We start from the raw sequence: 24,244 nt of genomic DNA, 5'->3' as shown, positions 1-24,244 counted from the left end.
AAGATGGTCAGGTACATATACCAGCCGGAACTCATTATTCATTAGCAATAACTCTTTTAGGAATACGTTTTTAAGGTGATTTTTTAGGATTTTGGTTATAGTATTCAAATTACTTATTCGTTTTATGCTTTGTAATTTTGGCAATTTAGGAGGTAAATTTATGTTAAAAAGTAATATTTCAAAAATCCGCCTTGACAAAGGTACAACAAGCAGTCTCCCAAAACAGACAAAAAAGCTCCTTTCGCTTACTTTTGCCACGACCCTTCTTGCGTCGGTTTTTACCATTCCACTAACAGCCAACGCTGCTACGACAGTAAATATCGATGGAAACGGGACTTCCAGAACCTTCTATGGGATCGGCATGGTGAATTCCAGCGGCACCTCAAAGCTGTTGAAGGATTATCCGGCGAATCAGCAAAGCGATATTCTGGACTTCTTATTTAAACCCAAATTCGGGGCAAGCTTGCAGGTGGTAAAGAATGAAATTGGAGCCGATAGCAATAGTTCCAGCGGTACAGAGCCATCGCACTGGAGAAACCAAACAGACACTGCTGTAGCAAGAGGAGTTAACTTCTGGATTGCAAGCCAAGCAAAGCTCAGAAATGCAAACATGGAATTTGCAGCATTAAGATGGGCTACGCCTGCTTGGGTAAATACCGATACATTAAAGTCCAACTATCTTCTGAAGTATCTGGATTTAATGGCGGCCAATGGAACACCGGTTGACTTTATAGGCCCTGGCATTAATGAAACCAATTATGCAACGTCATTGGGAGATTTTATTAAAAACACCTTTAAGCCGGCATTGGATGCAGGCGGGTACACATCGAAGATTGTCATTGCTGATGATATCAATACGAAGTGGAGCGCTGCATCTACTATAAACTCGGATGCTACTTTGAAGGCTGATGTTTTTGCGCAGTCGGCACATTATACAGACTCCAGCACATCCGCTGCGCAAAGCTCAGGCATGCCCCTTTTCAATTCGGAAAGCGACACCGGTATGATGGATTGGAGCAGAGGGATCTGGGTTGCGAGAAGAATTGCAACAGCCCTGTCCACCGGAAAGCAGTCCATGTGGATGTATCAACCGGCGCTTGACAGCGTGTATGAAAACATCAAATACCAGCGAAAAGGTATACTTACCGCCAATACTCCATGGTCCGGCTACTATGAAATTCAAAAGGACCTGTGGCTGACGGCCCAATTCACCCAGTTTGCAGATGTTGGCTGGAAAATACTTGATAGTGGTTCAGGTGCTATCGATGCGGATAACTCTTATGTAACATTTAAAGATTCTGCTTCTAACAACTACAGTATTGTTCTTGTAAATGGAGGATCCTATAATGCAACCTATACCTTCAATACAACAAATCTGTCAACTGCTGCGTTGAATGTTTGGGCGACCGATCAGAATGCACAGTTTGTACAGAAGACATCCATTACTCCAAGCAGCGGTACCTTTACTATTACAGTGCCAGCACAATCCGTTTATTCGCTTACAACCACGACTGGCCAGCAAAAGGGTACTCCTACTTATTCGATTCCGGCCAACAGTAACATAAGCTTGCCATATACCGATGATTTTTCAAGCTATGCCATTGGTGATCAAGCGAAATATTTCCACGATCAGGACGGAGCATTCGAAGTAGCGGATGACGGTATAGGAGGAAAGGTCCTGAAGCAGGTTGTCATAAATCTTCCGACACCTTGGGGTAGCGGAAATAGTCAGAAGCCGTTTAGTGTTATCGGAGGTCTTAACCTTGCCAACTATCAGGTGAGTTCGGATGTTAAAATACCTGACACGTCATCTTATGCTAGTGTAGTCGCAAGGATTAACGAAGTAGATGGTATGGCTGCATCTAATACGGAACCGGAAGGATATTCGATGAGGCTTGGCGGGAATGGAAGCTGGGCATTAAGAAAATCAACCGGCGGGACTGTAACAACCCTATCATCCGGTACGATAACAGGATATAACATCGCTAACTGGCATAATGTGAAGATTGCAGCCAATGGAACGACGATAACGGGGTATGTAGACGGAGTACTTTTAACTACCGTAACTGATGGTACATTCTCTTCAGGGAATGCCGCTATAGCAACCGATACAACCAGCACCACCACATGGTCGGCTGTTATGTATGACAATTTCAAGATTGAGGCTATTGATGCCAATACCCTTGTATTTGTTAATCAGACAGATGATGCAGACTCGACTACTTTCTCCTACTCATTAGGGAATTGGACAAATTCAGTAAATACCAGCTATTCTGACTTAAAAAGGACTCATAGCTCGTCAAGTACACTTGGTGCAACTTTGAATATCTCCTTCAATGGTTCCCAATTCAGTCTCGTAGGCCCTAAGAGTAGCTCTGGCGGCACAGCTGATGTTTACATCGACGGTGTCTTGCAGACAACGATCAATACAACCACGACAGCTACACAAAACAGGAATGTTCTATACAGTAACTATGGACTTGCAGCAGGCTCCCATACCTTCCAGCTGGTTGTCAAAACCGGAACGATCACTGTTGATTATGCTGATGCACAAAGCTTTAACCCGGCAACAGCTCTTTCCACAGCGGCAGTGAATGACAATGATCTTGGAACATACAATAACCAGTATCTATATAACACTGCATGGAGTTATGGTTCACAGAGCGGCGCATACGCGGGAGACAACCACTGGAGCAGCACAACTAATAATTATTACCAGGTAGGCTTCATCGGTACTCAGGTTAAGGTATATACCGCCAAAGCTTCAAATCAAGGTATCGCGGCTATATCCATCGATGGTGGGACTGAAACTCTGGTAGATACTTATGCTGCAACCAGAGCGGATAACGTGATCATCTATACAAGCCCTGAGTTGGCGCCTGGGCAACATACGGTAAAGGTCAGGGTCACAGGTACCAAAAATGCAAGCTCATCCGGCAATATCATTACAGCAGACAGAATAGATGTAGTAACACCGGTGACAGTAAACGATAATACAACCGGAACAGGCAATAATCAATATCAATATAATACTTCATGGAGTTATGGTTCACAGAGTGGGGCGTACAACAATGACAACCACTGGAGCAGCGTTACGAATAATTATTATCAGTTAAGCTTCAACGGTACTCAGGCTAAAGTATTTACCGCCACCGCTGCAAATCAAGGTATCGCTGCAATATCCATCGATGGCGGGGCTGAGACTTTGGTGGACACTTACGCTTCAACCAGATCGGATGACGTGCTAATCTATACAAGTCCTGTCTTGACGGCTGGACAACATACGGTGAAGGTCAGGGTAACAGGTACAAAGAATGCAAGCTCATCCGCTAATATTATTACGGCAGATAGGATTGATGTAAGCAATTAGTACAGAGGTTAAGTAAGTTTCGGTAATTTAGTAAAGAGGCCGGTCGGTCGTCGGGAGCATGGTATGATTCTCCTTCCGACCGACTATCCATAGATTAGCTCCTTTTGGGTGAATGATGGTTAACTCGTCATTCTCTACATATAGGAGCTTTTTTCATGGCTGTCCACGAAAATGCATCATATTGATCCTGATGTAGGAATTTAATCAAACATTATTTCATGTCAGGTTTGAAGATTTTTTGGAGGATTGTATTTAAAGTAGTTAGGTGCAAAAATCCCTAACGCAATAGAAGTAACTATTATACTGCCTATAACAAAAGACCACCTACTTTTTGAATAGCTCATCCTCTACTCCCTCCCATAACCAAGTGAAATATTCCCCTGTCTTATATTACCATAATTAGGAATCGCATTTTACTTCAATAGGCTGCCGCGGCATGATTTGCTCCCTGATCATTCAACTATCGTATCTGTTAGTTGAATGACTAAATTTCTTGTTCCTAGGGAAATGGTGGTTCACATGTCATGTCATCATTACTTTTTCATTATACCAATATATTCTATCCATGGCCCAATGTCCGCCCTATATCTCTTGGCCATTACCCGTGCGATTTGAGCAGTGTGCGTTAAATCATGAACAACCCAGGTAGAAAGTAATTCTCTTAACATCACTACACCTAATCTAGGGTGTAAACCCGTCAACTCAAGATTCAATTTAGTTTCAAAAAGAACCTTAAGTTTGGTTAGATTTTGTGTTCTAAGCGTTTTAAATTCAATTAACTTTTGTTCAATCGATGAACTTTCATTTAAATGAGAATGGCGATCAAATGAAGGAAATGGTTTACTTTCACCTTCCTGAAGAATAAATTCTAACCTTGGTATCCAAGTATCTACCTCTAACTCAATGAGATGCTCAATTACTTCAGTGACATTCCACGTTCCTTCGCCTTCATTGCAATTCAACCATGTATCAGATATGCCAGATAAAAAAACTCTAATGCTTGTGGGGTACGTTCCAGAACCTCAATAGCTTCTTTCATATTAAAATTCATATAACTACTCCTTTCTATGATTAATCCCAATGTTGCGAAATTCGTATAATAAACCGTATGTTTATGAACTTAACATAAATTCCCACCTATGAAATATTCGCGAAGTGATTGAATAAACCTGCCCGTTAGCTCAATCGTCGCCCCTTTCCAGCTTACGTTTTAAATTCATTTAATTTAACCTGTTGTTGAGAAAGGTTTTCAGTTACGCATAACAATACAAGTTCTTGTCATCATTCGGCAAACGATATATGTTCTTGTCATTGGCTTTTGACAAGAACATATATCGTTAAAACAAAAAAAGCCGCAACTATGTGACTTTTAAGCTTATATGTTCTTGTCACCCGACAATTATATTGTTACAAATTATAATGTTTATTTTCGATCATTCAAAATAATAAGTTCCTAAAAGTCCCCCCCGTGTGTTAATAACAAGAAACAGCAGCGGTCTGGAATTAAAGTCCCAAGACTGCTGCTGTTTTTATTAAACATACTCCCGTTAGCGTACTCCGCCGTTAGCGTTTTAGCCGCCATTTGATCCAATTTGGTATATAGCTGGCCTGAAATATTTTCCTACCTTCTCAAGTTCATTCATTACATATCTAATTTTATCATTATCTAGAAACCAGTTATCCTTGGAAGTACCTGTATTGTCAATCACCGGACTTACGTAGAAAACAGTCTCTCTTGGAAAAATAATTTGATATGTTAGGAGTGCTCTCCGCGCGTGATAGTTTTAACAAACCAACACTACTTTATTAGGTTTAATACCTTTTTCTTGTAATACTTTTAAAGATAATCGTGCATTTTCAAAGGTATTCGTCGCTTTATCTTCTTGAAGTATTGCTTCAGAAGGAACGCCTAATGTTACCCCTACATTTCGCAAAAACTCCGATTCAGTTGTTTCTACATGTGGGGTGGCACCACCAGAAGGTAGAATCAACGGAGCTATACCCTGATGATATAACATGCGGCTCTTTCCATTAATTGAGGATGGCTAGCACCAGGAATTAATATTACATCTGAATGACCCAATTCGGTTTCGAAAAACATAAAATCACTAATACAGTCAAATGGAAAAGACATAGCAACCTCCCTTCTTTATTCAATTTATGTCTAACAATTTTTAAAATGCTCGACTTATTACTTGTCCATGCTCCAAAGCATCTAAAGTTCTTATACGCTGAACATCGTTTAATTCAGATATATCTGCCCATTTATATTCAGAATGTTCAGAGCTTAGGTTTATCTTGGTATCCTTTTGGTAAGGGGCAGCGAAATATTGCAACTTGGGCGTTAATACTACTATGATAATAAAATCCCGTTAATACAGCATTTTGAATTTCTACTCCAAGTTCTTCATGACATTCTCGAAATAGCGCTTGATGAATTGTTTCACCGGCGTCTACACCACCACCGGGTAATCCCCACCCCTTATTTCCATATGTTCGCTTTAACAAGAGTAATTGAACTTCGGAATTTGTTATTATAGCATGAACACCAAATCCAAAAGTAAAAAAAGCCAATGATATCATCCCCATTTCAATACTCAGAGCTATCGTCTACTACACTTCATAATACCACATATTGTAAGAAAACAGCCCGTTACTTTAATAAAACAAAAGAAGAGCTGCCGTGAAGCAAGGCCCTCAACTGTGGCTACCTCACTGAATTCCCCCCTGTTATCGTTCTTCATTTATTGGAACTTTTCAAACTCATTTTTTAACGAGTTCTGATTTTGGTGAGAAATGTACTGTTCCATTCGGACAATCAATTCAACCAGATCAGGCTTTGTTAACTGCATCTCACCGCTAATCTCTCGTTTCCGTTTGTCGTAAATGGTTTGGTAAGCTTTCTCATAATCATTTGGTTCAAATTTTACATCATTGCTACCAAATCCCATACCATCATTTAGTTGAACTTTGCCTTTTTTAATTACACAAATACTATTAGCATACGCTGGTGATATTCCGCTACTTTCATAATTCCTTAACAACAGCATAACTTTTGTGCCTTTTTTGGGGAAATTAAAGTCAACACCATCTGTATGCATGATATCTGTTCGAATATCACGCTTTAATACAATTTCCTTTTGAGCCATATCGCCTTTTAGAACGGACTCGATTGAAATCGTTACCTCCTTGTGTGTAGTTGTATATTCAGCATTTCGTTTTTTTGTAGTAACGTCTTTTTTAATTTCTCCAACAACAATATAATCCGAGATACGAATCATATCTTGTGGAGAGAATATGGACATTTTTGCTCTTAACTGCGGTAGAAATGGATTTAACAATGTTAGACAAACCAATACCGTAAGACATAATCTAGTTTTCCTCATACTGCTCCTCCAGCCAAAAATGGGTCTGTTATACAATAACAACATCCCCTGTTGAAGCAACTACTATTCTATATTTAACATATCTGTCCGTTACTTCAACAGACAACGGCAGCCGATCGTGTGCCAGCTGCCGTCATGTCATGATTAAAGGCATTTAATTTATAATCTTTAGTAGCCTCATACTATTCACTATGACAATCAATGCTGCAAAGCTAAAAAAAGTTTTAAAACACTACTGACATACTGTTGTCAGTAGCGTTTTTTTATAATCGGAGTAAGTAACCGTAAACGAGTGGGAGATAAATGCGAAGTATTTGGGACCCAAATGATGTGATACGGTATTGTATCATTTATATTAGGAAGGATGGTATCTCGTGAATTTTGCTTCTGTACGCATCATTACCGACGACGTGGATCGTCTCGTCGAGTTCTATGAGAAAGTCATGGGTGTTTCGGCGGACCGCCCCGCGCCCGTCTTCGCCGAACTCGTTGTGCCATCGTGTACCCTGGCGATCGGCCACTCCCAGACAGTGCAACTGTTCGGCGCTGGTTCCGCAGTGGCGGCCGACAATCACACTGTCATCATCGAGTTCCGCGTCCACGATGTTGATGCCGAATACGAGCGCTTGAAGCCGTTTGTCGATGAGTGGGTAAAGGAACCAACTACGATGCCGTGGGGGAACCGTGCTGTGCTGTTTCGCGATCCCGACGGCAACCTGGTTAACCTCTTCGCACCAGTGACCGAGGAAGCGATCAAAAGGTTCAGCGGTAGGCGTTGACGGTCAGTTGAAGTAAGTGAGGCGAAATTCGTAGTTAGTAATTTTACTTACCGCTTCATAGAAAGAGACCAGAGACCATAGCATCGAGCTATGGTCTCTTCATTTTATCTAGGTTCTTCATGATTTATTGAGAAATGGATCTATTTCGCGACCCTCTTTGTCTAAATATAGTTTGTTATCGCCTTCCGCATAACTCCAATAAATATTTCTGTTAATCTCAAATAGCCTTCCTAGCCGGTAATGAAAGCGGTTATTGGAATTACCTTCAACCATTTTATGCTGCCCATTAAACTATCCTGCCCGTCCCTCAATGAAAACGGCAGCCGATTTTCTCTTAGGCTCTTCTCTCTTTGCCAAGAGAAATCAGTCGGTTGAACACGGAACAAGTCCTCGATGGTTGGAAGCAGTTACGGATATTCCGCCGCGAATAAACTCCATCTAGGCGACTACGGCTTCTGGTGACACAACGCTAATCTCATTTTAATGACCTTGCATTTTCACTTCTACGGGATAGCTTACTCGTGTTGCCAACGCAACAACACCTCCAAGTTGTCCACCATATCTTACGACACGGCTCATTTTACTTGAAGGTGTTTTAATTTGTCTCACGTTACGGGGTCAGTTCATGGTCGGCTGCCTTCCTGGTGAAGCGGTTTGAAGAAAGAAAAGATACTCTACTAGCTAAACTATAAAATCCCTTTAGCTTCCAATCTAAACTATTTCGTCCGCTGAACCGCAAAATCCTGCAGCCATAGGATCCTGCCACCGATTTCAAGTCTGGCCCTCAGTTGGTTCGGCCCAACCTTCAGCGACTTGACGGCACTGTATTGGAACAGAGCCATGTCCCACTGCAGTGGTGCAACCCATTTCGAGAATGTCTGGACGGCCTCTTTTGGCGGAGCTCCGAGCTCCTCCAGCGTCAGCTTAGGCCGTAGCTCAGGTGATGCATCGACCGGGATCTGCTGTATACTGTCCCTGAAGGATACATTGAGCTCCATCTGATCTGAATTGATCGATGTAGGGATGGCAAGAGCAGTCACATTGTACGCCTGAAGGGTAAAGGTAAGGGAAGTATCAACTTTAGCTATGAGCGAACCGAACAAGGTCCGTACATCGGCTTCGCTTAGATACAGCTCCCCGTCAGACAAGATCTGCGGCGCTGCTTTCAAGTTCACCTGTCGAACCTCTTTGCCGTTCCAAAGTGTTATCGCCTGCTGTGAACCCGACTGGATGCGGAAGCCATAGCTGAACCTGCTGCTCTGATAAGTGATCAAGCCGCCTGACTCGCTTTGATCATAACGGAAGCCTTCGGATAGAAAAGGGATGGATACATACCAAGCATTATCGCGCATAAATCCCACTCGACGGTCCTGAACCTTCAGTTCGTCACCGTCGATCTTCGCACTGTTGTAGTATAGAGTAAAGAATGACATTTCCACTGCCGGATCAGGTCCTTGACCGACAATGCGATCGGTATATGGATTTAATTTCAACCAGACAAGCCCAACATAAGAATCGATCTGATACCATCGGTTCCCTGACGCATCATCCCAGTAACAAATCGGGTGAAGAATTTGTGGCGCCGCTTGCGCGAACTTATACCAAGTACCCGAGGTCGGATAACTCATCAGTTGCGCATTGGAGTTCAATTGAATGGCCACGTCAGTCGGCTTGGCATCAATAGGATCGGCAAATTGTTTGTTCACCCAGCCATCTCCTGCCGAGGTATGGGCATGATACCATTCCCCCGGCGCATTCCCATATGGATTGTTATCAATTCTTTCGAACACGTCCACACTCTGGGGCAGGAGTATCGCTGCCTCTTCGCCATATGAATTCGGCTGTTTAAAAAGCGTCGTTCTCGTATCCAGCTTTAGGATCTCATTGGACGCTTCGATCTTGGCTCCTCGGGAAAACACCCATTGAACGCCGTTCTCTGTCTCCACCCGGTAGGCAGTGCTGTTGAAGGGCGATACGAACTCAGCGGTTATTTCTCCCACGCTATTCGTTATGCTGGTTTCATTCATGAAATAGGCTTTCTCTGGCTCAATGCTCAACAGCGTTCCAATACGATTCAGTGGAATTCGAATCCACTGATCTCCGAGCCAGGTCGTATGGATCTGCAGCCATGTCATCGAGCTATTATCGAACGAATCCGCAGCAAACCACCTTTTCGTCGCAGCCACCACACCAACATCCTGCGGTGCCAACGTCCCCGTTGATGGGGTATTCGTATTCGGATTGGCGTACATTAATGTATTATCCAGCAGCGATACTTGCTTCGGAGGAGCTACGTCCACCGCGTTTGAAGGAACATTGATCCACTTATCGCCGACCCAAGTGCGTACCTTCCACCAATTATGTGCTTCCGACCAAGGCATGCCCGCCTTGACTATCTGCACCTCCTGAGGAGCTAAATAGCCCTTTGGCGGACCGCCAGAATCTTCGTATTTGTCATAAAAAGGGATGCTGCTCAGTAGCCGAACGACTGCAGGTACTCTTCCGGATTCGGGAATCTCCGAAGGGAACATCTCGTATTGAATGTCTGTCTGCACACTAGGCACTGGCTTCCAAACAACAGTCGCCTCTTCCGCTGATGCATCGATCGCTCCAGCCATGATGACTTGCGCACCCACCACTGCCGCAATGACAGCTTTTCTCAAACTCATCCGATCACACTCCTATCCATTCTTCCATTTTTAAACCAGTACAGATGGTTATACTCGGTATTAGTTCCAAAGTTTTCATCTTCATATTAAATTTGCGTTAAGAGTGGGTAAGATGTTGCACAGAGGTAAGCCATACATCACGTCCCAATCTCTACCACTCAAACTACCCGTTACTTTAATGAACAAAAAAGTGACCCACAGCAACGGGCTGGGGGTCATAACTATTTATATTTTAAAGGGGGTCAGTTTTATTATAGGCTTGATTCATTAAAGCCATATGAAAATAAGATTTCATTCTTGTTACATTTACTCAACTAACGTTTCCGTTAGCGTAATGATCTTTGATATATGATACGGTTCTCCGCGCTGTCTGTAACGGCAAGTTTTTTTGCTTTGAGCACAGCATTTGAATGAAATATTCCTTCAAAATAATACAAAAAACCAGCGATAATGCTGGTCCATGTTACAAACAGACATTTCTGAATTTAATCATGTGTTTATCACGAATGCACACTTATGAATGACTCATAAAACAATAGCTTTTTGTTTACAGCCTCGTTCGCTTTATCCAACTCTACTTGTTTTCTTTGAAGTTCAAGCTTGTGTTTTTCTAATATTTCTTTTCTTTCAGGTATCGTTGAATCGCCTTTAACGGTAAGATCGACCATTTTCCTTAAAGTTACAATCGACATGCCAGTTGAGCGCAAGCGCATCATGATATCAATCCAATCTAGATCCTTTTGTTCAAATTTCCGGTTTCCATACGGGTCTCGTTGAATATGAGGAAGCAATCCTTCTTTCTCATAATAGCGGATTGTGTGAGGAGGAATCCCGAGCCGTTCTGAAACTTCTTTTATTGAAAAAATCAATATCAACACCTTCCCATAGATCATCTCTGCTACAGGTTTACGCTTCTCATATCAGGATAACGGGTTCCGAAGGCCGCTCCTTTGGGAGCAGCTTCATCGATACGTGCCAAATCCTCTTTCGTCAGTTCGATCGCAATAGCGCCGATATTTTCCTCCAGGTACTCCCTGCGTTTCGTTCCCGGAATCGGTACAATGTCGTTTCCTTGTGCCAACAGCCAAGCTAAAGCTAATTGGGACGGCATTACGCCTTTCTCGGCGGCTATCTCTTTCACTCGTCTTACGAGTTCCAAATTTTTGATAAAATTATCCCCTTGAAACCGGGGCGAGAACCGTCGATAATCGTCTTCCGCCAAGTCTTCGAACTTTTGGATTTGACCCGTAAGAAATCCGCGTCCGAGCGGACTGTATGGAACAAAGCCAATCCCGAGTTCGCGGCAAACCGGTAAAATCTCATCCTCCACATCGCGGCTCCAGAGCGAATACTCCGTCTGCAGCGCGGTAATCCGGTGTACTGCGTGCGCGCGCCGAATAGTCGCTGCTGCGGCTTCGGATAACCCTATATAGCGGACTTTACCCTCACTCACCAGTTCGGACATAGCGCCGACCGTTTCTTCGATCGGAGTAAGAGGGTCTACCCTGTGCTGATAGTACAGATCGATATAGTCAACGCCAAGACGGCGAAGACTGGCGTCACACGCTGCTTTTACATATTCAGGACGGCCGTTGACGCCCAGAAATTTACCATCTTCACTTCGCACATTGCCGAATTTCGTTGCCAGAATGACTTCGTTGCGGCACCCTTTCACAGCTCTGCCGATAAGCTCTTCGTTTTTTCCGACGCCATACATATCGGCCGTGTCCAGAAAAGTAACTCCAAATTCTATAGCTCTGTGTATGGTCCGGATGGCTTCTTCTTCATCACGCCCGCTATAAAAGTCGGACATGCCCATACAGCCGAGTCCAAGTGCCGACACCTCTAAGCCGCTATTGCCTAACGATCTTTGCTTCAAGATCATTCACACCTTTCCATCCAAGAATTGGGTCAAAAAACATTTATGTATTCAGCCCATAATCATCATACATCTTAAAGTAGACTTTAAGGCAAGCGTTATTTATTTTCCCCTCACTTGACATGATTTACAGCGAGAATACCCCTTTCAAGGTAAGCGTCAAACCCAGGTGGGCTTTCTCCATATCTACTGAGGTGTTTTTGAAAGTTATTACTCTCACCGATGCCAAGAAGGACAATATCGGTTGAGCTTATGGAAATTTATTTCTGTAAGGACCGTCGTTCTCCCACTTCAAATATTTCCGATTTCCTGGATCAGAATCTTCTACACTGGTTAAACCCCTAAATACGCTTATCTGCCTCATATAACATCCACAGATCCATTAGTTTCATAAAATAACCCCCCCAATATTTTATAATTCTTAGCTTCGATTAGATTGGGAGGGTTTAATCTTTACTTATAGAATTAACAAGCTAGTGTTTCCTGTTAGCTCAATCCCCCCCCCAACCACTTTTTAGTAATATTCGAATGACAAATGGGAAGAATAACCTCAAAACTTTCCGTGGAGGGCTAATGTTAAAGTTCATCTTTGCAGCCTGTATACTGTTATTCAGTCAACCTACCACTGTATCGGCAATAACAAACATTATGGAAAGATACTGGTGCATCCGCCGACTTACGCACCCTTTATTGGTACGCAAGTAACGTGTGAAGCAGCTTCAACGAACAAAACAACTTACTCCGTAACCGTCGTAGTAACTCCATTTGTCGGTGCTCACGTTTCCGTAGGTGTCGACGAGATTAAATTTCTTGTCGGTTTGAGCGGGGACGTAACGACCGTTAGCTACAAGCACGTCGAGGATCATAAGTTACCGCCTCATTTGCAGGACCTGTACCGTTAGTTAGAAAAAGAAATCCCTTTTCTGTATGCCTTTCCCCCACCAAATTATCCTGCCCGATAGCTTAACGAGCCTACCGATCATTCTCGCGGCAGCCTCGTTGTTATGTGGATAAGCTTTCATTATCGTTAGTTTAGCAACCACGAGGATAATGGTTTATCATCCCAAACTTGTACTTCTATGTACCTTTCAGGACCATTATTAGCCTGAGGATTCCATTCTTGGGGTAAATCAAACTCATTTATTACTTGATAAATCTCATTTAATGTATATACCTGACCTCGGTACTTCTTCCCATCCTGGTATCTCATAGTTGGAAACAAATCTCCATAAGTAAAGCTTAAAGTAAAAGGATCGAATTCTGTAATAGGTATACGTAGTTCTTTACCTTTCTCGAACCACTCCAAGAGCCACGGACATTCTCCAACAGTCATGTGATGAGAATAATTTCGAATAGGCATTCCGCCCTTTAATATAAATATTTCTCTTGCCTTTAATTCGAGACTACGTCGAATTGCAAGATAGTCAGTGGATCTTTTACTCGCAAATCCTTTTTTCTGAATTCGAATTTCGCTGAGAATTATTTCCGCTTCTTCTGGCTCTAAATCAGATAAATTTCGAAAAGGTCCAGTTGATTCATCAAAATATTGATTTAGAAGAATTATCATTTAATAACCCCACATTGAACAACATAAATTCACATAAATCATATAATCCAATTATGCTGCCAGTTAACGCAGTGAAGTTGCCGGTCGATCCCGCAGCAGCCTCATTCTGTTGTGTATTTCACTATCGTTTCCGCTCAATAATGGTTAACTATTCATGTCTCGACATACAAACCATATATTTTCCTTGTGAGTGAACCGTGCATGAACAAGAGCGTATATTTCAGGATTAGGCTTACAATAACCAACTTGGCTGGATATCGTTATACTGCGCACATATGGTTCAATTGGCTTCAGAATGGACTGAACCCACTCTATGCGATGGTTGCTTAATAGATGGATGTTTGCGTATTTGCTCCATGTCTGTACTTTCTCGATACCTGGCAATGGACGAATATTTGAAATAAGGATTTCTTTTGCCTTGTCCCTATTAATTGCAGGAAATTTCCTGCATAGCTGATTCCAGAACCCCTCCACTGGTATCTTCCCAGTCCATAACTCTTCACGGATTTCCTTTCTAAACTGAAAAAGCACCTCATAAGGTGTATTCGAATCTTCCGAAAGTTCCTGCCAAAAAAGTGGAGAAAAATTTGTAGCAAGCACTCCAGCAACATCGAGGATTAATTCTTTCTTAGCCATATTTCGCACCTTCCTCCAACGCGTTTCAAATATATTCGACTTAAGCGCAAAAGCACCTTTTTTTGCAACATTACTGCCTGTTAGGTGAGCAAAAGCTGCCATTCGAGTCGGCAGCCTTGTACTGGTTGTTTATTTAGCTAACGGTCCTCGTTCAGCAAACTTTGTTGTCTTCAGCGACGAATACAAAGTTCAAATCCATTTTAGAGAAATACATTGTTTCATAATTACTGCCTATAACTGGGCTACCTGTGTCAGCACATACGATTTCGACTTCAACAAGATCAAAATGAACACCAGATGTTTGTTCCTTCTTAATTCCACCAGTCAAAAAATTCACACCATCACCGAATGACTTAAAAATAATAAGTTTTCCTTCAAAATATTGTCTATCTATATTTACCCACTCGAAATTCATCCCAGGCGTCATAAGCAAATGCGTGTATGGGAATCAAATGAGGATATAGGCTTTTTATTGCATTACTGAAGTTTAGTAGTATTGCAGTATCCGAAATCTCTTCCAATCCCTTTTCAATCTCATGATCGAAATCCTTCGAATTTCTTCGATCAATCATTCACTCGGTTCCCCCTTTTTCCTCTAAGTAACTCGATTGTTGAACTCTTGTTTCCGTTAGTTCAGCTCTCCTTTATTAATCTAAGTCCATTTTCTAAAAGATTGTTGCTATTGAAACAGCTGATTTGACACTTAAAAAAGTTATGAATGAATCACCATATCGGCATTTATTCGAGGTTGAACCGAATTCAAATAATATTCTTCAGCTTTCCAGTATCTTAAGTTGAATTTCTCAAGATTCTGCTTGGTATTTGCGGTTTCACGTTCGAACCGTTTCTCCCTTGCACACTCCAAATAAATAATGAAGTCAAAGAACTGCCGCCACTCTGGACGTTGAAGAAACACACCTTCAAAAAATTACAAGACTGTTACTGTTAATAGTAACAGACTTAGTTTTTAACTTATCAAGTTCGGAGTCATAGTATGGAATGCTTATTACCTGTGCATGGCTTAACTTTGAAAAGAACTGTTGCTGTAAAAACTCAACATCCCATTGAAGGTTATAATACTCGTACCATTGTTCAAAACCAGTACCGTATCTTTTCTTGCGTTCCACAATGTGGTCGTCAATATGAAAGATGCAAACAGGTTTTTGGTGTGGAATTAGCTTCTGTTGCAAGTCATTTACGAGCATGGTCTTTCCAGAACGACTTAGCCCATCAATTCCTAGTATGAATCGGTCCTTATTGCAACGACCTAAAATGGCATCTGTTACCTCATCTAATTCATACATCTAGTCAAACTCCTCTTGATATTCTTTTGGCTTCCGCTTTATTCATTGGATCAGCCTCCTGAATTACATACATTACAATTTCATTTCTTTAAAGTTCTCACCTATATAATACCATATTTTGGAACTAAACTACCCGTTACTTCAACAGACAAAGGCAGCCGATCGTGTGCCGGCTGCCTTCATGTCGTGATTAAACTTCGCAGTTAGCTCAACAGTAGTCGCGGCGGTCATACAGCGGCCCCGCGGGGTTGAACTTAATGCTAAATCCATCCCAATTAATTTGAGCGGGAGTAAACATTTCGCAAATAAACGAATGTTCGCATAAAAAACCTCCCATTTGGAGGTGAATGAGTTATTTATTTTCATAATGTACTAAGTCGTAGTTCAAAAAAATACTGTACAATGGGATGCTTTAACTTCATCTTCTCGGTCATGTTTAGAATTCGTTTTTTTCCAACTCGTCTGTCAACCAAAGCTAGAATATTCAATAAGATATCATTGCTATCTATGCTTTCCTCTATAGAAATGGATAAAAACTTGTTAGCTATAACGAAAAAATTTGATTTACTTAATGATGATTGTGCTGACAAAAGCTCCTTTGCATATTCCGATATTTTTCTACTTCTTGCTATTACTTTTAAACGCTCCTCCGGAACACTCCCTTTGGTCTCTTTTCTGACCGCTTCAATTTCATCATTGTTGATAGGAATCTGGATATCTGAATCATTCTTAATTTCCAACTCCGTCTGATACCATCTGATTAAGGTATCACTCATATTGAGTACGTTCTTTTTATCTACCGCAATATAACAAAGTCCTGCTTTTTCTGGTAAATAGCGGTAGCTGGTTGAAAGGTATTCGACCCTTCCATATAGCGCAGGACTGAGAAAACTCTCCAGATGTTGTTTCAATTTGCTCCAGGCCATTTCATCCTCCTATGTTTTATATTATAAAACACCCGTTGAGGCACTCGTTCTATTATCCATAATACAATAACCACCACATTGATCAAAAAATAACCTTAAACCCAATCCTCCCTCCTCTATGTTTGAGAAAGTATTCGAACTCGTTTCCCCGACTACGAAGTAGTTCCGATATTCAAACTGAAATCGGACCCAAACCTTTCATTTATCAATCATCATCAAAGACTCCACTCGGGATCGGTTAACATTGAATTTCAATATTCTGGCATTCTGTTCCCTTATTTTGAACTATCGTTTCCGTTAGCGTAGTCGACCGATTTCATAAGCTTTCTCTATTGCTGATTTGTAGTTATCCCATTTAAATTGGAAAGGTCCAATATTGAGTGGTTGATTATTATGTTCTAAGTAAAAATTACTCCACTCAACAATATCTGACTCTTTATCTATAGCTACAGAAATATATCCACATTCTAAATCACCGCATTGCGGACAAATCAATATTGGATACCTATGATACTTAAATTCAAAGGGATATTTAAATAAAAAGTAATCAGTAATAAGCTGTTGATGCTCATCATTACCCCAACCAAAGGCAGATACGAAGTCGTACTCTTTCAGCCTTTGAAATAAGGATACCGAATCAATGATTAAGTCAGCAAATACTGTGTTATTCTTTTCTTTTGAAACATCATCTCCATATCTGCTGGCTAATCTTGTCTCCAGAAAGTTTATATTAGTCATGGCTTAGATCCCCCAGTATCAGCTCGTAACGCTACCATACATATTAGCACATATTGGAAGTATACTGCCCGTTAACGTAACGAAGCTGCCGATCGTGCCGGCAGCTTCGTCATTCAACTCGCTTTGTATTATAATAAATTCTGCAATATCGTCTCCAATTGTATAAAGGGACTCGTTCGTCGTAAACGTCCTTAAGACTATTTCCTTTCTTTATAACAATGCCCCTGGTTGTTATGTTTATTATTCTTTGCTTAATTTCTTCATATGGGACATGCAAATAAATAATCTGGCCATTTTGTTTAAGGATATCCATAGCTCTTTCTGAATATATAACGCTTCCACCTGTAGAAAGAACACAATTTTTTAGTTGCAACTCAGACACAGATCTTCTTCGATTTCCAAAAACTTTTCGATACCATCATTGTCAATAATATCTTGTAGCAACCTACCATGATGTTGTTGTATAACAATATCTGTATCCACGAAGTCCATTCCTAAAGCTTTTGCAAGCAATACACCCAATGTGCTCTTGCCAGCTCCAGACATACCTATAAGAACAATATTCATACTCTCCCTCACTTTTGTTACTTGAGTTAAACTGCTCCTATATGCAACTATCGTTTCCGTTAGCGAAATGCCATCTCTAATATTTAGCACGTCATTTCGTCTCAGTCTTAAGTTCAATTATCTCTGAATGCCCTTTCCATTTAACAAGTAACTTTACTGTTGAATCTTGAGTCGGAGCAACAGTTCCTGCCGATGGACCAAAAAGATATATTCCCTTTTCGGGCGTTTCCTTGACAGTTATGCTACCACCTCCAACAGCGTCACCTACAGCATATCCAGTAGAAATTTCACCGGTTGGTTTCGGGTCTTTCCCGTTATACACTAGAAATTCTTTCTCAGCCACCTTATCCGAATTTTTCATTTTGTAAACGAACATAACAGCTCCCCAATTATCGCTATGTCCCTTAAATTCATAAACATATTCTATATTCGGATCAGTCATTTCGGGATAATCTGTTTTTTTAATGCCTCCGTAATAATTTGATCCCTCAGTGCAGCCGTTTAGAACAATTGCGCACAATACGATCATGCTAATTATCCATTTCAACCTTCATACCCCTCTCCAAGTCTTCTTACAACTTATTACGATGTAATATCATGGAAAGTTACGGGGATCACCAAAATTTTACAATCCTGCCCGTCCTTGTTGTGTCAAGAGTTTGTTCGCACTATTCTGCCAGTTAGCGGAATGAAGCTGCCGAACGATCCCGCGGCAGCTTCATTGAACTCTCGTATTTCGTTACTCCAACATATTAATGATGAAACAAACGGATACCCGAATAGGCCATTACCATTCCATATTGGTTTACTGCTTCTATGACTTGTTCATCACGCAACGAATTACCGGTTTGAACTAAGTACCTGACACCACTTTGAGCAGCTCGATCAATATTATCACGGAAAGGCAGAAAAGCATCGGAAGCATAGGAAACTTCTTTTAAGCATGTTAGCCACTGTTGTTTTTCAGCTTTCGTAAGTCGTTCAGGCACCACATTAAAGTAGTATTGTCTCCACTGCTTTTCTTCGGCAGGAGTAAAGTCCTCATTCGTCCAGCCGTCAATTGCATTATTTATCTCAGTACGGGATATTCCAGCACGGAAATTCATTTGCTGTACAATTGGGTGTTGCCTTAGCCACCAATTATCGGCTTTTCCAGCTGCAAGTCGTGTACAATGAATCCGTGATTGCTGTCCTGCACCAATTCCAATTGTTTGTCCATCGAATGCAAAACAAACGGAGTTGGATTGTGTATATTTGAGGGTAATCAGAGCAACTAGAAGATCCCTCTTAGAGTTATCCGGTATTATTCGTTGTGTGGTTACAATGTTCTTAAAGATTTCATCCGAAATCTCTACATCATTTCTTTCTTGTTCCATTGTGATGCCGAACACTGATCTTCTTTCGATTGGGTCAGGTATAAATTCTGGATCGATCTCAAGGATGAGGTATTTTCCGTTCTTTTTCATTTTTAAGACAGCTAAAGCATCCTCATCATATCCTGGTGCAACAATGATATCGGAGACCTCTTTTTTAAGTAAATTTGCTATAGTCACATCAACCCGATCACTAAAAGCCGCACAGTCACCAAATGAAGACATCCGATCTGCTCCTCTGGCTCTTGCGTATGCAATAGCCAACGGAGATAGCTCTAAACCTTCAACGAAATAAGATTTGACAAGCGAGTCACTCAATGGAGAATAAACAGCTGCACCAGCTGGACTTACATGCTTAAACGAGGCTGCTGACGGTTGACCAATACTTCGCCTAAGCTCTCGAACAAGTTGGAAAGCATTTAATGCATCTAAAAAGTTAATGTAGCTTGCCTCGCCATTCAAAATCTTTATGGGCAATTTTTCTGTCGAATATAACCTTGCCTTCTTTTGATGTGGATTCATTCCATACCGAAGATCTAATTCCATGTACTTAAACCCCTTTCAGAAAATAAAAAAAGTACTCAGACTTAAGTCCAAATACTTTGCCCAGGCGTACGACTGTTATTCTGTGTGCTCCCTCATGGTTCACCATGTTCACGCCAGTAACACACAGTATGATTGTTGAGAAAATTTTACTCGATAGCTTCATTATTTACAAGCGTTTGTCAGTAATTCGGTAATTATGGCAATTACCCTAACGATTAGTACTATTTACTTCATCCTTATTTATCAACGCACGAAGTGTGCTTAGGAATAACATCATAAAGAAAAAAGCCAGTAAGGCAAATAAAATATCCACGAAAGTCCCCTCCTTCAGTTTTATTAGTTTTCATCAAGTTTTAAACATTATATTGCAGAAAAACGGATAGACAAAAAGAATTGATCAAGCGAAGACCCATAATTGAGCACATGAATTAAGTCATGAAGAGATTCCACGGAATGGTTACGGCCAAATACCGAGGTCTAATTCGCATGTGAATACATGCTTATCTTACTGCATTCGTAGTCAATGCAAAACGAAAGGTGAGGTTAAAAAAGCAGAAGCGGCACGCCCTTGGATGAGGGACGGGCTGCTTTTTCTTATCTTGCTTACTTTTTCCAAATCTAAAGAACCATTTTCTCAAAAAAGGGCTTTTGCAGCGGTCTTTACGGGGACTTTTTTGTCGGGCTCCTTAAAAATGGGGAAGTATCAGTGGAACTGCAAATACAGAATTAAGAAGGTCAAAAAAAGTATGCTCAGGATGGTCCAAGGAACGATCTGCAATTAATAAATGGCAGGAATTATGCATTAATCCAGATTACTGAGTAGCAAAAAGAGACCGACAGCATCGTACTGAGGGTCTAAGTTCAATATTTAATGCCTATTGGTGATAGGACGCGAATTCTATATGTCTTTGTTCAACATCATTTCAAGAATAAGATTGTCAATCTCGGACGTTGCCTCATTCCCTATACGGCAAAAGTTTTCGATTGTCTTCTCAGCGTCATTTTCGATAAATCCATTCGTCGAGGAAATGGTCATACCTTTTGATGCGAGAAGTGCAGATTGTACCGCTGCACTAGTACAGGTCGCAACTTTCATGGCGCAGCCACCTTTTGCTCCATCACACATCATCCCGGTCACATTACCGAGCATGTTTTGGATCGCGGCTTTAATCTCCGTTATCCCTCCTCCAAGCAGATAGGTAATACCGCAGCTTGCACCCGTACCGGATACAGTGACTCCGCATAATGCGGATAATCTTCCAAATTTTGATTTGATATGAATGGTGACTAAATGGCTCAGAGCAACAGCACGGATGAGTTTTTCCTCAGATGCACCAAGCTTTTCTGCAGCTGCTACAACAGGGTTTGTCGCTGCAATGCCTTGATTGCCGCTTCCAGAATTCGCCATCACGGGCATGGTGGATCCAGCCATCCGAGCATCCGAACCTGCAGCCGCGAGAGCCATGGCATGAGATATTAAATCGTCTGACAAAATACCTTTTTGCACATTTTCTTTAATCGTCTTACCGACTTCGAGACCGTACGCATGCGCCAAGCCATCTAATCCTGCCTTACGGTTCAATTCAATGCTTTGCTTGACCAAACTGAGATCTTCAAGATCAACGGAATTCACGAATTCCACAATAGAATCGATCGTTAGTTCGCCCCGTTCCTCATTAGAGCTCTTGAAACTTGCGTTTGCGCAGCCTCCAGTGTCAACAACCTGCCCATCAACTTCTACCAGCGATATATTCGTATGATTATCAGTAATAACAACCTTCGCATACCTATGCTCTGTTTCGATAATGACCTCAATATATAATTTCCTTGGTGTATCAGCGAGATGGACCACAGAAACGCCTTGTTCAACCATTGCCTTCGCCACAGAAATATCTTCGGGCTTAATATCAGCAAGCACCTCTAACTGTTTCTCGGCATTACCAGCAATTGCACCTAATGCAGCGACAAAATCGATCCCTGTAAGGCCTGTACCGGGTATACCAACTGCTAGTGCATTCTTGATTATACCTGCACTTGCATAAACAGTAATTTTGTCAATAATGCCATCCACATAAGAGCGTGCCTTTGCCGCAGCTAACGCGATCGCAACTGGCTCCGTGCAACCAAGCGCGATAACGAGTTCGTTTTTCAGTATGTTTATGAATGTCGTCGTCTTCAAGATGTACCTCCTTAACACCGAAAGGTACCAAGGTCCTTCGAATGATTCTTAAAATATACTATAATTGCTTCGCGTAGTACAGTTCCTAAATTTTGTCTACTGCCAAAACCTCAAACCCGAAATCCCTTATTGGGCGCTGGTTTTTTAGACATGTTCATAATATTCAAAGTCGTGTCAGAGGACAAGAACATATATATCCCTCTTTGTTTTGGTTCTAGACCCGTTTAGTTGAGAAAAGCCAGCCGATCATCTGGTGCCTTCATGCTATATTGATTGAACTATTGTTTCCGTTAGCGGAATAAGGGGGTTTACTTTTCAAATAACCTTCCTGTTACTTTTATAAGCAAAAGAGGAGCTGCCGCGAAGCTAGCCCCTCAACTTAGTTTCTCATTAGTTAAACAACAATTCTCCTCAATCCTTTTCTCTCAAGGTCTTAAATGGAAAAAAAAGGTTTATCGCTGTGGCTACGATAAACAGAATTATCATCATCAACCATCCATTAATTCTTGGCATTATAAAAAGAATTGACATCGCGACTATATACATAGTTAGCCAAACTAAGAAGGGATAATAACGCTTTATTGGGAACAATCGCCTCCCCTAACAAGCAGAAGGAATAATAATATTCTAACAAAATCGTTATTAAAAAATTGCATTCTTTCATGATGCTATCGTTCGCCGTTTGCTCAATGAACAAGATAAAAAATCAGTCATTCGTTCTTGGTAAGGTGAACGGATTATTGGGGTTATTATCAAATAGCTCTTTTAGCGTCGATAATAAAGTTACTCTCCTCTTTGCATCATCTAAATCCTCAACAGATTGTTTCTGCATCATTTTGATGCCTTCTTTGTCCTCATTTTGAGGGTCAAATATTATTTCTTCACCACGCATGGCATTTCACGAATTAAGCGTAAGAATTCATCGCGTTTACTCATCTGTTGTTTTCACCTCACTTCCATTTTCCCTTATAACCGTTGCAACTAACCTGCCAGTTAGTTCAGTTAACAAAAAACGGATGCATAGGCATCCGCTGTTCCGCTATCGTTTTCCGTTTGTTGAGGGTAGGGAATATATTTCAAAGTATTCTTCCCTTCTTTAAGAACTTTGTACAGGATTTTATGGCTTCTCGTCTTCGTTCCGTCCCAAGTACTGAAACGCCTAGCGTAAAAACCACGCCATCAGCTCCTTCATACTTTTGCAGTAATACGTAGTTCCAGCATCCTGCAGCTCATTTTCACTGCCGTAGCCGTAACCGACGCCGATGGAGGCAATCCCATTTTTCACGGCTTCTATGATGTCGTATTTCCGGTCCCCGACCATGACTGCACTCGTGCGATCCATCCCAAGTTCATTTATGATATAGCTGATTAGCTCACCATTATCCGATCGCGTCCCATCCAGCTCGCTGCCATAAATGCCATTGAAAAACGTACCCAGATGAAAGTGGTTAACGATGTTCTCAGCAAACACGGTCGGCTTGGAGGTCGCGACAAACAGATTTTTCCCCTGATTTTACAGCAGTTGAAGTAGATGGGAGATGCCCGCGTACACTTCATTTTCAAATAGGCCGACATCTTTAAAATATGCCCGATAATGCCGGACAGCGGTCAATGCCTCATCGCAGCTAAACCCGTAATGCTCCATAAACGATTGATTAAATCGGCTCCAAAATTTGCTTCACTGCTGCTTGCGTGATGCGATCTACGACAGCAGGTATACCTAACGGCCTCTGGCTTCCATCACTTTTGTCGATGTACACGCGCCTTACTGGTTTCGGGATATATTTCTTTGTTTGCAGGGCGGTTTGAAGGGCTCTTAAGTTGTCCTTTAACTGAGTGAGTATATATAAGAAAGCTAAATATATCCTCACCTTGTTCGGGTGTCCATGATAAAGTGTGCGTTGTCTTCATTGTGGGAAAGGTCTCTCTACTAATGTTTAAGAACCTGCGCATGGATATGTCATTGAACAAATGAAATTTTGAGACTTTAATTCTTTTCGGTATACTTGTTCTGTCATTGTCCCTCTAAGTTTCATAACGTGCCTTCTTTCCTAAAACCATTGGTAGTTAGAGATTAAACTAACCTCTATTAATTCAAGGCAGCCACCAAAGTATCCTGCCCGTTACTTGAATGAACAAAAGAGGAACTGCCGCGTTGCAAGTCCCTTCACTATTTATGCTAGGTAATTTTTCTTAGTTTGTATTTACTTTCCAGCCCTTTTGTAGCTTCCGAATATAACAGATTTGACCAATGTGATATGCATTATGAGTTGACACATTTCCGAGTATCTCCCACCACTTGGCAGTCTCTGGGAAACCATTTAC

At 41.4% G+C, this 24,244-nt stretch carries 21 protein-coding genes, 3 pseudogenes and 1 riboswitch; of the genes and pseudogenes, 3 read left to right on the top strand and 21 right to left on the bottom strand.

Features of this window, described 5'->3' with window-relative positions; all coding sequences use genetic code 11:
- Nucleotides 1-160: 160 nt before the first annotated feature.
- Nucleotides 161-3,370, top strand: coding sequence for a hypothetical protein (locus tag ASG93_RS19460; protein ID WP_056834359.1), 3,210 nt, complete (start codon nucleotides 161-163; stop codon nucleotides 3,368-3,370).
- Between the two features lie 533 nt (nucleotides 3,371-3,903).
- Here ASG93_RS19460 and ASG93_RS19455 read toward each other — a convergent pair.
- From ASG93_RS19455 to ASG93_RS19440, 4 genes and pseudogenes are all read right to left on the bottom strand, one after another.
- Nucleotides 3,904-4,421 (bottom strand): annotated as a pseudogene (locus tag ASG93_RS19455) (DinB family protein).
- 733 nt (nucleotides 4,422-5,154) lie between these two features.
- Nucleotides 5,155-5,388 (bottom strand): YdcF family protein, encoded by a 234-nt coding sequence (locus tag ASG93_RS36445; RefSeq protein WP_235550895.1) that lies wholly within the window; start codon nucleotides 5,386-5,388, stop codon nucleotides 5,155-5,157.
- A gap of 262 nt (nucleotides 5,389-5,650) precedes the next feature.
- Nucleotides 5,651-5,944, bottom strand: coding sequence for an NUDIX hydrolase (locus ASG93_RS19445; protein ID WP_235550894.1), 294 nt, complete (start codon nucleotides 5,942-5,944; stop codon nucleotides 5,651-5,653).
- A 170-nt stretch (nucleotides 5,945-6,114) separates the two neighbouring features.
- Nucleotides 6,115-6,756: a hypothetical protein gene (locus tag ASG93_RS19440; protein ID WP_056834357.1), complete on the bottom strand. Its 642-nt coding sequence runs from the start codon at nucleotides 6,754-6,756 to the stop codon at nucleotides 6,115-6,117.
- Nucleotides 6,757-7,130: 374 nt separating this feature from the next.
- On the opposite strand from ASG93_RS19440, the gene ASG93_RS19435 reads away from it, so the two are divergent.
- Nucleotides 7,131-7,535, top strand: a complete 405-nt coding sequence (locus ASG93_RS19435) for a VOC family protein (RefSeq protein ID WP_056834355.1) — start codon at nucleotides 7,131-7,133, stop codon at nucleotides 7,533-7,535.
- A 716-nt stretch (nucleotides 7,536-8,251) separates the two neighbouring features.
- Here the strand turns inward: ASG93_RS19435 and ASG93_RS19430 are convergent.
- The 3 genes from ASG93_RS19430 to ASG93_RS19420 form a co-directional block, all read right to left on the bottom strand.
- A complete protein-coding gene (locus ASG93_RS19430) occupies nucleotides 8,252-10,204 on the bottom strand; it encodes a hypothetical protein (protein WP_056834353.1) in 1,953 nt (650 codons plus the stop codon).
- Nucleotides 10,205-10,704: 500 nt separating this feature from the next.
- Nucleotides 10,705-11,073, bottom strand: a complete 369-nt coding sequence (locus ASG93_RS19425; RefSeq protein WP_056834352.1) for a MerR family transcriptional regulator — start codon at nucleotides 11,071-11,073, stop codon at nucleotides 10,705-10,707.
- Between the two features lie 29 nt (nucleotides 11,074-11,102).
- On the bottom strand, nucleotides 11,103-12,083 hold the full coding sequence (locus tag ASG93_RS19420; protein WP_056834393.1) for an aldo/keto reductase: 981 nt from the start codon (nucleotides 12,081-12,083) through the stop codon (nucleotides 11,103-11,105).
- Between the two features lie 662 nt (nucleotides 12,084-12,745).
- Here ASG93_RS19420 and ASG93_RS19415 point away from each other — a divergent pair.
- On the top strand, nucleotides 12,746-12,985 hold the full coding sequence (locus tag ASG93_RS19415; protein ID WP_056834350.1) for a DUF3888 domain-containing protein: 240 nt from the start codon (nucleotides 12,746-12,748) through the stop codon (nucleotides 12,983-12,985).
- A gap of 125 nt (nucleotides 12,986-13,110) precedes the next feature.
- Here ASG93_RS19415 and ASG93_RS19410 read toward each other — a convergent pair whose 3' ends face one another.
- From ASG93_RS19410 to ASG93_RS34305, 14 genes and pseudogenes are all read right to left on the bottom strand, one after another.
- The gene (locus tag ASG93_RS19410) at nucleotides 13,111-13,650 is read right to left on the bottom strand and encodes a hypothetical protein (protein WP_056834348.1); all 540 of its coding nucleotides are present in this window, start codon (nucleotides 13,648-13,650) and stop codon (nucleotides 13,111-13,113) included.
- 144 nt (nucleotides 13,651-13,794) lie between these two features.
- Nucleotides 13,795-14,388 (bottom strand): HAD family hydrolase, encoded by a 594-nt coding sequence (locus tag ASG93_RS19405; RefSeq protein WP_056834346.1) that lies wholly within the window; start codon nucleotides 14,386-14,388, stop codon nucleotides 13,795-13,797.
- A gap of 49 nt (nucleotides 14,389-14,437) precedes the next feature.
- Entirely contained in the window at nucleotides 14,438-14,701 is a 264-nt protein-coding gene (locus ASG93_RS36440) for a hypothetical protein (protein WP_056834343.1), read from the bottom strand.
- A gap of 297 nt (nucleotides 14,702-14,998) precedes the next feature.
- Nucleotides 14,999-15,590 (bottom strand): annotated as a pseudogene (locus ASG93_RS19390) (kinase).
- Nucleotides 15,591-15,952: 362 nt separating this feature from the next.
- A complete protein-coding gene (locus ASG93_RS19385) occupies nucleotides 15,953-16,516 on the bottom strand; it encodes a hypothetical protein (protein ID WP_056834339.1) in 564 nt (187 codons plus the stop codon).
- 297 nt (nucleotides 16,517-16,813) lie between these two features.
- Nucleotides 16,814-17,254, bottom strand: a complete 441-nt coding sequence (locus ASG93_RS19380) for a hypothetical protein (protein ID WP_056834337.1) — start codon at nucleotides 17,252-17,254, stop codon at nucleotides 16,814-16,816.
- Nucleotides 17,255-17,363: 109 nt separating this feature from the next.
- Complete coding sequence (locus ASG93_RS37220; RefSeq protein WP_056834336.1) at nucleotides 17,364-17,567, bottom strand: shikimate kinase; 204 nt, start codon at nucleotides 17,565-17,567, stop codon at nucleotides 17,364-17,366.
- Nucleotides 17,568-17,617: 50 nt separating this feature from the next.
- A complete protein-coding gene (locus ASG93_RS34310; RefSeq protein WP_156410974.1) occupies nucleotides 17,618-17,821 on the bottom strand; it encodes a shikimate kinase in 204 nt (67 codons plus the stop codon).
- A gap of 91 nt (nucleotides 17,822-17,912) precedes the next feature.
- Nucleotides 17,913-18,368 (bottom strand): hypothetical protein, encoded by a 456-nt coding sequence (locus ASG93_RS19365; protein ID WP_056834332.1) that lies wholly within the window; start codon nucleotides 18,366-18,368, stop codon nucleotides 17,913-17,915.
- A gap of 205 nt (nucleotides 18,369-18,573) precedes the next feature.
- Nucleotides 18,574-19,740: a phosphoribosylaminoimidazolecarboxamide formyltransferase gene (locus tag ASG93_RS19360; protein ID WP_056834329.1), complete on the bottom strand. Its 1,167-nt coding sequence runs from the start codon at nucleotides 19,738-19,740 to the stop codon at nucleotides 18,574-18,576.
- A 51-nt stretch (nucleotides 19,741-19,791) separates the two neighbouring features.
- A riboswitch (ZMP/ZTP riboswitch) is annotated at nucleotides 19,792-19,871 on the bottom strand.
- 767 nt (nucleotides 19,872-20,638) lie between these two features.
- On the bottom strand, nucleotides 20,639-21,919 hold the full coding sequence (locus ASG93_RS19350; RefSeq protein ID WP_056834324.1) for a serine dehydratase subunit alpha family protein: 1,281 nt from the start codon (nucleotides 21,917-21,919) through the stop codon (nucleotides 20,639-20,641).
- Nucleotides 21,920-22,625: 706 nt separating this feature from the next.
- Nucleotides 22,626-22,811: a hypothetical protein gene (locus tag ASG93_RS35245; RefSeq protein ID WP_156410973.1), complete on the bottom strand. Its 186-nt coding sequence runs from the start codon at nucleotides 22,809-22,811 to the stop codon at nucleotides 22,626-22,628.
- A 267-nt stretch (nucleotides 22,812-23,078) separates the two neighbouring features.
- A complete protein-coding gene (locus ASG93_RS19340) occupies nucleotides 23,079-23,417 on the bottom strand; it encodes an HAD hydrolase-like protein (protein ID WP_082614975.1) in 339 nt (112 codons plus the stop codon).
- Nucleotides 23,418-24,112: 695 nt separating this feature from the next.
- Nucleotides 24,113-24,244 (bottom strand): annotated as a pseudogene (locus tag ASG93_RS34305) (DUF1572 domain-containing protein); the annotation flags it as partial.

It is taken from the genome of Paenibacillus sp. Soil787 (assembly GCF_001429545.1).
In the GTDB taxonomy this organism is placed as follows: Bacteria; Bacillota; Bacilli; order Paenibacillales; family NBRC-103111; genus Paenibacillus_E.
This window is presented reverse-complemented; position numbering and strand designations above follow the sequence as displayed.